Origin of the sequence: Streptomyces sp. NPDC058985, assembly GCF_042740985.1 — a bacterium.
Classification (GTDB): Bacteria; Actinomycetota; Actinomycetes; order Streptomycetales; family Streptomycetaceae; genus Streptomyces.
On record NZ_JBHYJX010000021.1, the window covers coordinates 36,693 to 44,172 of the forward strand.

A 7,480-nucleotide genomic window follows, 5' to 3' on the forward strand; every position below is an offset into this window, starting at 1 on the left:
GCGGTGCCGCGGGGTCGGTGCGGTCGGGCTCGGCGGGCCGGGTGCGCTACGCCATGAGGAAGACCTGTGTCATGGCCGCCCACCACTCGCCGGGTGCGGCTTCGTCGACGGGGTGCTGACAGGGCGCTGTCCGGAGCCACCACTCCTGCGCGGCACGCGTCGTCGGCCATCGGGGCGAGGTCCGCCGCCACGTCGTCGCCGCGGTACTCGAAGCAGCCGTTCTGCTTCTGCTGGTGACGAGGTGGTGGCCAGGAGGACCAGGCCGATGGCACCCGGCTGTTCCGCGACGGCTCATGATGCTGCCCTACAGGAACCAAATAGGATTTTGTTGCCCGCGATGCTGGGGCAGCGGTGGCGGTCACGTCAAGGGTCGTGCCGGGTCGAGTGGTTGCCTGGCGGTGCAGAGCCCGGAGGTGGTGCCGATCGCGTGCGGATCGAGGCGGAAGGTGAGGGTCGTGAGAGTGCGCGTGGGTGAACCGGTCGTCTCGCTGTTGGCCGACGGTGATCGCGTCGGATCATATAGGGCCCAGGAGAGGCGAGGGCGTGGCTCGACCGATGCCGTTCTCGGGAGGGGAGGGCGCGACGATGTCGGTGCCGGAGGTCAGCGCCCACGAGGCGGTCAAGGCCATGGTCATGGACCATGTGGTCCAGCCGAGCACATGGACGAGGCGGCGCTGGACCGGATCGAGGCCGTGGTCGAGGAGATGCGAGGGCTGCCGGACAAGGGGCACAGCCATGCCGAGTACGGGGGGCACAGCCATGCCGAGTACGGGCGCTTCGCGGTGCTGGACCAGCGGTTCCACGACGCGCTGGCCGTCGCGTCGGGACGGACGATGCTCGCGGCGGCGGTGAAGCGGCTCCACACCCACCTGCACCTCTTCCGGCTCAGCCCCGTCTCGGGCGGCAGTCCGGCCACCGTCATGGAACACGGCCGCATCCTGAGGGCGGTGCTGCGCCGCAGTCCCGGACGGGCGTCGGAGGCCATGCGCGAGCATCTGGAGTCGAGCCTGCGGCGCCACCGCGACCGGTACGCGGAGGGCGAGGCGTGACGACCGGCCGCGATCACTATGCTCACTGCATGCGCGACGCAGATTCACCGACGGATGGCCCGGGAACATGCTGAAAGAGGTCACCGCGACCCGCTACATCACGCCCCTGCGCGAGGGCGGCTCGCTGCCGGGGCTCGTCGAGGCCGACGATCTCGGGACGTACGTCCTGAAGTTCACCGGCGCGGGGCAGGGTCGCAAGACGCTGGTCGCGGAGGTGGTCTGCGGTGAGCTGGCCCGGCGGCTGGGTTTCCGCGTCCCGCGCATCGTGACGGTCGGCCTCGACCCCGTCCTGGGGCTCGGCGAGCCCGACCAGCAGGTGCAGGAGCTGCTCAAGTCGAGCGGCGGCACCAACCTCGGCATGGACTTCCTCTCCGGCGCGCTCGGCTTCGACCCGCTCGCCTTCGACGTGAGCCCCGAGGAGGCCGGCCGGATCGTCTGGTTCGACGCGCTGGTGAACAACGTCGACCGGTCCTGGCACAATCCCAACCTGCTGCGCCGGCGGGGCGAGACTTGGCTCATCGATCACGGCGCGACCATGATCTGGCAGCACAACTGGCCCGGCGCCGAGACCTCCGCGGCCCGCCCCTACGACGCGTCCGACCACGCTCTCGCGCGCTTCTCGCCGGACGTCCGCTCGGCCGCCGCCGCGCTCGCGCCGCTGGTCACCGAGGAACTCCTCGCGGAGGTCACCGCCGAGATCCCGGACGTGTGGCTGCGGGACGAGCCCGGCTTCGCGACCCCCGACGACCTGCGGCGTGCCTATGCCCGGCCGCTGCTCGCCCGGGCCGCCACGATCCACGAACGCGTCAAGGGGGAGCAGTGAGCGACCGCCACGTCTTCGAGTACGCGCTGGTGCGCGTCGTACCCCGGATCGAGCGCGGGGAGTGCGTCAACGCCGGCGTCCTCGTGTACTGCCGGGCCAGGTCCTACGTCGGTGCCCGCACCCACCTCGACGAAGCCAGGCTGCTGGCTCTCGACCCGGGGGTGGACCTGCCGGGCGTACGCGCGGCGCTGCGCGCCGTGGAAGGGGTGTGCACCGGCGGGGACGCGGCGGGCCAGGCGGCCCAGGACGATCCGGGCCGCCGTTTCCGCTGGCTGATCGCACCCCGCTCGACCATCGTCCAGCCGGGCCCCGTGCACACCGGCCTGACCGCCGATCCGGCGGCCGAGGCGCAGCGGCTGCTCGACCTGCTGGTGCGGTGACGCCGGGCGGGTTCGCTCCGGCCCGGAGCCGTGGCGGGTGTCAGGCGCGCCGGCGGCGCCTGAGCGCGTAGCCGGCGGCGAGCGTGGCGCTGGCCACGCAGCCCAGTCCGATGGCGATGTCCGAGCGGCTCGGCCCGCCGCTGAAGGAGCCGCCCAGGCCGCCCTGAGTGCCGCGCGTCGGAGTGACGGCGGGGGACGGGCTCGTGGCGGTGGCCGGTGCGGGCGTGACCGGGAGCGGCACCGAGGTCGAGGAGGTGGTCGGGAGCGAGGCGACGTGCACCTCGACGCGCTGGTTCTGCTCCACCCGCTGGTTCTGCTCCACCTCCCGGCCCTGGTCGCCCCGGTCCTCTTCCCGGCCGTCGTTGTTCCCGCCCTGGTCGAAACCGCCCTGATCGTTGCGGCCCTCGTCGTGCCGGCCGTCGTTGAACCCGCCTTGGCCGGCTCCGCCCTCGCCGAACCCGCCCTCGCCGAACCCGCCCAGGTCGCTTCCGCCCTGGTCGTTGCCGCCCTGGTCGTTTCCGCCGGGGTCGAACGAACCCGCGCCGAAATCGCTTCCCTCGGGTTGGCCCTGGTCGAGTGGGTCCGGGGCGAACAGATCCTCGGTGAACGCGTCCGGGCCGTCCGGATCGCTCGCGAAGGCGGCCTGGCCCGCCTGCTGCTGGGTGAGACTCCGGGAGTCCAGGTCCCGGGTGTGTGCGGTGTCGGCCATCGGCACGATCGCGGCTATCGCGACGGCTATGCCTGCGGCACCGGTCAGACGGCGCATGGACGTCTCCTTTCCGGCCACGAGTGGCTCGCGCTTCGACGCTAGGGGCCCGGGGGCCCGGGGGCGCGCAGCGCTGGGCCGATCGGGTAGGCCGGGGGCGGTGACGCACCGGGGAGCCCGGGTAATGGATCACACCGGCCCGGTGTCCCGTTGACACCGGGTGCCAGGGCTTCTAGCGTCACGTCTGCGGAAGGTACTAAGCGGTCGCTCACCCAGGGCGCACGCTCCGCACGGGCCGCATCCCCAGGACGAGGAGAGCAGCAATGTCCACCACTGAGCAGCGGGTCGCCGTCGTTACCGGAGCCGCGCGCGGCATCGGCGCCGCGACCGCCGTACGACTGGCCGCCGAGGGCCGCGCCGTCGCCGTCATCGACCTCGACGAGGCCGCCTGCAAGGACACCGTGGAGCAGATCACCGCGGCCGGCGGCAAGGCGATCGCGGTCGGTTGCGACGTCTCCGACGAGGCGCAGGTCGAGGCGGCCGTCGCGCGGATCGCCGGGGAGCTGGGCGCGCCGACGATCCTCGTCAACAACGCGGGCGTACTCCGCGACAACCTGCTCTTCAAGATGAGCGCCTCCGACTGGGACACCGTCATGAACGTGCACCTGCGCGGCGCCTTCCTGATGTCCAAGGCGTGCCAGAAGCACATGGTGGACGCCGGCTTCGGCCGTATCGTCAACCTGTCCTCCTCCTCCGCGCTCGGCAACCGGGGCCAGGTCAACTACTCCGCCGCCAAGGCCGGTCTCCAGGGCTTCACCAAGACCCTCGCCAAGGAGCTGGGCAAGTTCGGCGTCACCGCCAACTCCGTCGCCCCGGGCTTCATCGCCACCGAGATGACCAAGGCCACCGCCGACCGCGTCGGCATGGGCTTCGACGACTTCAAGGCCGCCGCCGCCACCCAGATCCCGGTCGCCCGCGTCGGTGAGCCCGACGACATCGCCAACGCCATCGCCTTCTTCACCGGCGAGGCGGCCGGCTTCGTCTCCGGCCAGGTGCTGTACGTGGCCGGCGGACCGCTCGACTAGGGACCCGGAGACCAGGGAACACGGACACTAGGGAACACGGACATGACTGAACTCCCCGTACTCTCCGGCAAGGTGGCGCTCGTCACCGGCGCCAGCCGCGGCATCGGCCACGGCGTCGCCGAGGCGCTCGTCGCGCGCGGCGACCGGGTCTGCATCACCGGCCGCAACGAGGACGCGCTCAAGGAGGCCGTCGAGAAGCTCGGCGCCGACCGGGTCATCGGTGTCGCCGGCAAGGCGCACGACGAGGCCCACCAGGCCGCCGCCGTCGAGCGCACGATGGAGGCCTTCGGCCGCGTCGACTTCCTGGTCAACAACGCCGGCACCAACCCGGTGTTCGGGCCGATCGCCGACCTCGACCTGAACGTCGCGCGGAAGGTCTTCGAGACCAACGTGATCTCGGCCCTCGGCTTCGCCCAGCGCACCTGGCACGCCTGGCAGAAGGAGAACGGCGGCGCGATCGTCAACATCGCGTCCGTCGCGGGCCTCTCGCCCTCGCCCTTCATCGCCGCGTACGGCGTCAGCAAGGCCGCGCTCATCAACCTCACCGCGCAGCTGGCGCACGAGTTCGCGCCGAAGGTGCGGGTCAACGCGATCGCCCCGGCCGTCGTGAAGACCAAGTTCGCCGCCGCCCTGTACGAGGGCCGGGAAGAGGAGGCGGCCGCCGGATACCCGCTGGGCCGGCTCGGCGTGCCCTCCGACATCGGCGGTGCCGCCGCCTTCCTCACCTCGGCGCAGTCCGACTGGGTCACCGGTCAGACCCTCGTCGTCGACGGAGGCATTTTCCTGAACGCCGGCGTGGCCTGATATCGCCTCTCGGCAGCGCCGAGGACCGGCCTGTGACACGGGCGCCGTTGACGGAAACGGCGCCCGTGTCCGCGTATCGAGACCGCGGGCAGGATGACAACGTAGTCATCGCCAAATGATCAAAACCCCTGTTCAGAAGGGGGTTCAGGTGACACGGCGCTGCGGTATGGTCTGCCGACCCTTGGCACGGCGGATCGAGGAGCGTGCGCGTGTTCAACCGGAACCGAGGCCTGCGTCGGGTGGCGGCCATCGTGTCCATATCGTCGCTGGTCACCGGCTGCGGAATTCTGTCGTCCGACGGCTCGGAGGACGAGGGGCCGATCGTCGTGGGGACGACGAGCGCGCCCAGCACTCTGGACCCGGCGGCTTCCTGGGACGGCTCCTGGGAGCTGTTCCGGAACATCTACCAGACGCTGCTCAGCTACCCCAGCGGTTCGACCGCGCCCCAGCCCGACGCCGCCGAGGAGTGCGCCTTCACCGACTCCACGAACCAGGTGTACCGCTGCGAGCTGCGCGAGGGCCTGACCTTCTCCAACGGGGACCGCCTCGACGCGCGCGCCGTCAAGCACTCGATCGACCGGATCAAGGACATCAACGTCAACGGCGGTCCCGCCGGACTCCTGGGCAGCCTGGAACGCGTCCAGGCGCCGAGCGAGCGCGAGGTGGTCTTCCACCTCAACCAGCCCGACGCCACCTTCCCGTTCGTGCTCGCCACCCCCGCCATGTCGATCGTCGAGCCCGGCAGTTACCCCGCGAACGAGCTGCGCGAGGACGGCCAGGTCGTGGGCTCGGGACCGTACTCGCTGGAGTCGTACGAGGACGGCGAGCGCGCCGAACTCGTGCGCAACGACCGCTACGAGGGCTTCGCCGACCGGGAGAACAAGGCGGTGACGATCCGCTACTTCAAGGACTCCGCCGGCATGGTGAAGGCGCTGCGCGACGGCGACATCCAGGTGACCTACCGGGGACTCGCGGCCGACGACGTCGTCACGCTCCAGGGCAAGGCCGGCAAGGACGAGGAACTCCAGCTGGTCGAGGGCAGCGGCACGGAGATCAGCTACCTGGTGTTCAACCCCGAGGACCCGTGGGCGGGCCGCAAGGAGGTCCGCCGGGCCGTCGCCCAGGTGATCGACCGGGCGGCGATCGCGCACACGATCCACCAGGACACGGTCGACCCGCTGTACTCGATGGTCCCCAAGGGCCTGACCGGACACACCACGGGCTTCTTCGACGACTACGGCGACCCCAGCGTCCCCAAGGCCCGCGAGATCCTCACCGACGCGGGCATCACCGAGCGCGTCCCGCTCACCCTCTGGTACACCACCGACCGGTACGGCTCCGAGACGGCGAAGGAGTTCAAGGAGATCAAGCGGCAGCTCGACGCCTCGGGCCTGTTCCAGGTCACCCTGAAGAGCCGTCCCTGGAAGACGTACGTCACGGGCTACCAGAAGGGCGAGTATCCGGTGTTCGGCCGCGGCTGGTCCCCGGACTTCCCGGACGCGGAGAACTTCATCGCCCCGTTCGTCGGTGAGCAGAACGCGCTCGGTACGCCCTACGCCGCACCGGAGATCACCGGCGAGCTGCTGCCGCGCTCCCGCCGGGAGAGCGACCGGGCCAACGTGGAGCGGGACTTCGAGCGGGCGCAGCAGATCATGCTGGACGACGCGCGGTTGCTGCCCTTGTGGCAGGGCAAGCAGTATGTGGCCGCGAATGCCGACATCTCGGGCGCGGAGCAGGCCATGGACCCGTCGACGATCATGATGATGTGGCGGCTCTCCCGGAAGACCAGTTGGTAGGCGGACCGGTTGTCAGTGGTCGCCGGTAGGTTCTTGAGGAGTGGAAAGCGACCGCACAGCGTAAGGAAGTTGACGTGACCGACACCGCCATGCTGCCCGAGTCCTGGCGCGAGGTGCTGGGCGACGAACTGCAGCAGCCCTACTTCAAGGAGCTGACGGAGTTCGTCGAGGAGGAGCGGGCGAACGGTCCCGTCTACCCGCCGCGCGAGGAGGTCTTCGCCGCGCTGGACGCCACGCCGTACGACCGGGTCAAGGTGCTGGTCCTCGGCCAGGACCCGTATCACGGCGAGGGCCAGGGCCACGGGCTGTGCTTCTCGGTCCGGCCCGGGGTGAAGGTCCCGCCCTCCCTGCGGAACATCTACAAGGAGATGCACGCGGAGCTGGGCACGCCCGTCCCGGACAACGGATACCTGATGCCCTGGGCGGAGCAGGGCGTCCTCCTGCTCAACGCGGTGCTCACGGTCCGGGCGGGTGAGGCGAACTCGCACAAGGCCCGCGGCTGGGAGCGTTTCACCGACGCGGTGATCCGCGCGGTGGCCGACCGGCCGGACCCGGCGGTGTTCGTGCTGTGGGGCAACTACGCGCAGAAGAAGCTGCCGCTGATCGACGAGACCCGGCACAGGGTGGTCAAGGGCGCGCACCCCTCCCCGCTGTCGGCGAAGAAGTTCTTCGGTTCGCGTCCGTTCACGCAGATCAACGAGGCGGTCGCGGCCCAGGGCCACGAGCCGATCGACTGGACCATCCCGAACCTGAAGTGACCCGGAGGCGCGGGCCGGGGTTCGGACGGGCCCGACCGACCCGGCGGATGGCCGAGACCACCGCGGCAGCGGCCGTAGG

Annotated in this window: 8 protein-coding genes; 7 read left to right on the forward strand and 1 reads right to left on the reverse strand. The window is 70.8% G+C overall.

The genetic code is table 11. The features are described from left to right. Window positions 1-659: 659 nt before the first annotated feature. From ACFW01_RS19825 to ACFW01_RS19835, 3 genes are all read left to right on the forward strand, one after another. Window positions 660-1,049 (forward strand): FCD domain-containing protein, encoded by a 390-nt coding sequence (locus ACFW01_RS19825; RefSeq protein WP_384505069.1) that lies wholly within the window; start codon window positions 660-662, stop codon window positions 1,047-1,049. A 67-nt stretch (window positions 1,050-1,116) separates the two neighbouring features. After that, on the forward strand, window positions 1,117-1,872 hold the full coding sequence (locus tag ACFW01_RS19830) for a HipA family kinase (RefSeq protein WP_384505072.1): 756 nt from the start codon (window positions 1,117-1,119) through the stop codon (window positions 1,870-1,872). Next, window positions 1,869-2,252, forward strand: coding sequence for a DUF3037 domain-containing protein (locus ACFW01_RS19835; protein WP_234957603.1), 384 nt, complete (start codon window positions 1,869-1,871; stop codon window positions 2,250-2,252). Before ACFW01_RS19830 ends, ACFW01_RS19835 begins: the two co-directional genes overlap by 4 nt. Window positions 2,253-2,292: 40 nt before the next feature. Here ACFW01_RS19835 and ACFW01_RS19840 read toward each other — a convergent pair whose 3' ends face one another. Beyond that, the gene (locus tag ACFW01_RS19840) at window positions 2,293-3,018 is read right to left on the reverse strand and encodes a hypothetical protein (RefSeq protein ID WP_384505075.1); all 726 of its coding nucleotides are present in this window, start codon (window positions 3,016-3,018) and stop codon (window positions 2,293-2,295) included. A gap of 263 nt (window positions 3,019-3,281) precedes the next feature. Here ACFW01_RS19840 and fabG point away from each other — a divergent pair, with 263 nt between their 5' ends. The 4 genes from fabG (at window position 3,282) to ung (ending at window position 7,401) form a co-directional block, all read left to right on the forward strand. Beyond that, window positions 3,282-4,043: a 3-oxoacyl-ACP reductase FabG gene (fabG, locus tag ACFW01_RS19845; protein WP_125494976.1), complete on the forward strand. Its 762-nt coding sequence runs from the start codon at window positions 3,282-3,284 to the stop codon at window positions 4,041-4,043. Window positions 4,044-4,085: 42 nt separating this feature from the next. Further along, window positions 4,086-4,847: an SDR family oxidoreductase gene (locus ACFW01_RS19850; protein ID WP_234957601.1), complete on the forward strand. Its 762-nt coding sequence runs from the start codon at window positions 4,086-4,088 to the stop codon at window positions 4,845-4,847. A gap of 209 nt (window positions 4,848-5,056) precedes the next feature. Then, the gene (locus ACFW01_RS19855) at window positions 5,057-6,643 is read left to right on the forward strand and encodes an ABC transporter substrate-binding protein (RefSeq protein WP_384505079.1); all 1,587 of its coding nucleotides are present in this window, start codon (window positions 5,057-5,059) and stop codon (window positions 6,641-6,643) included. 74 nt (window positions 6,644-6,717) lie between these two features. Then, window positions 6,718-7,401 carry a uracil-DNA glycosylase gene (gene ung / locus ACFW01_RS19860; protein WP_125494973.1) on the forward strand — a complete coding sequence of 228 codons (684 nt, stop codon included), beginning with the start codon at window positions 6,718-6,720 and terminating at the stop codon, window positions 7,399-7,401. The last annotated feature ends 79 nt before the right edge of the window (window positions 7,402-7,480 follow it).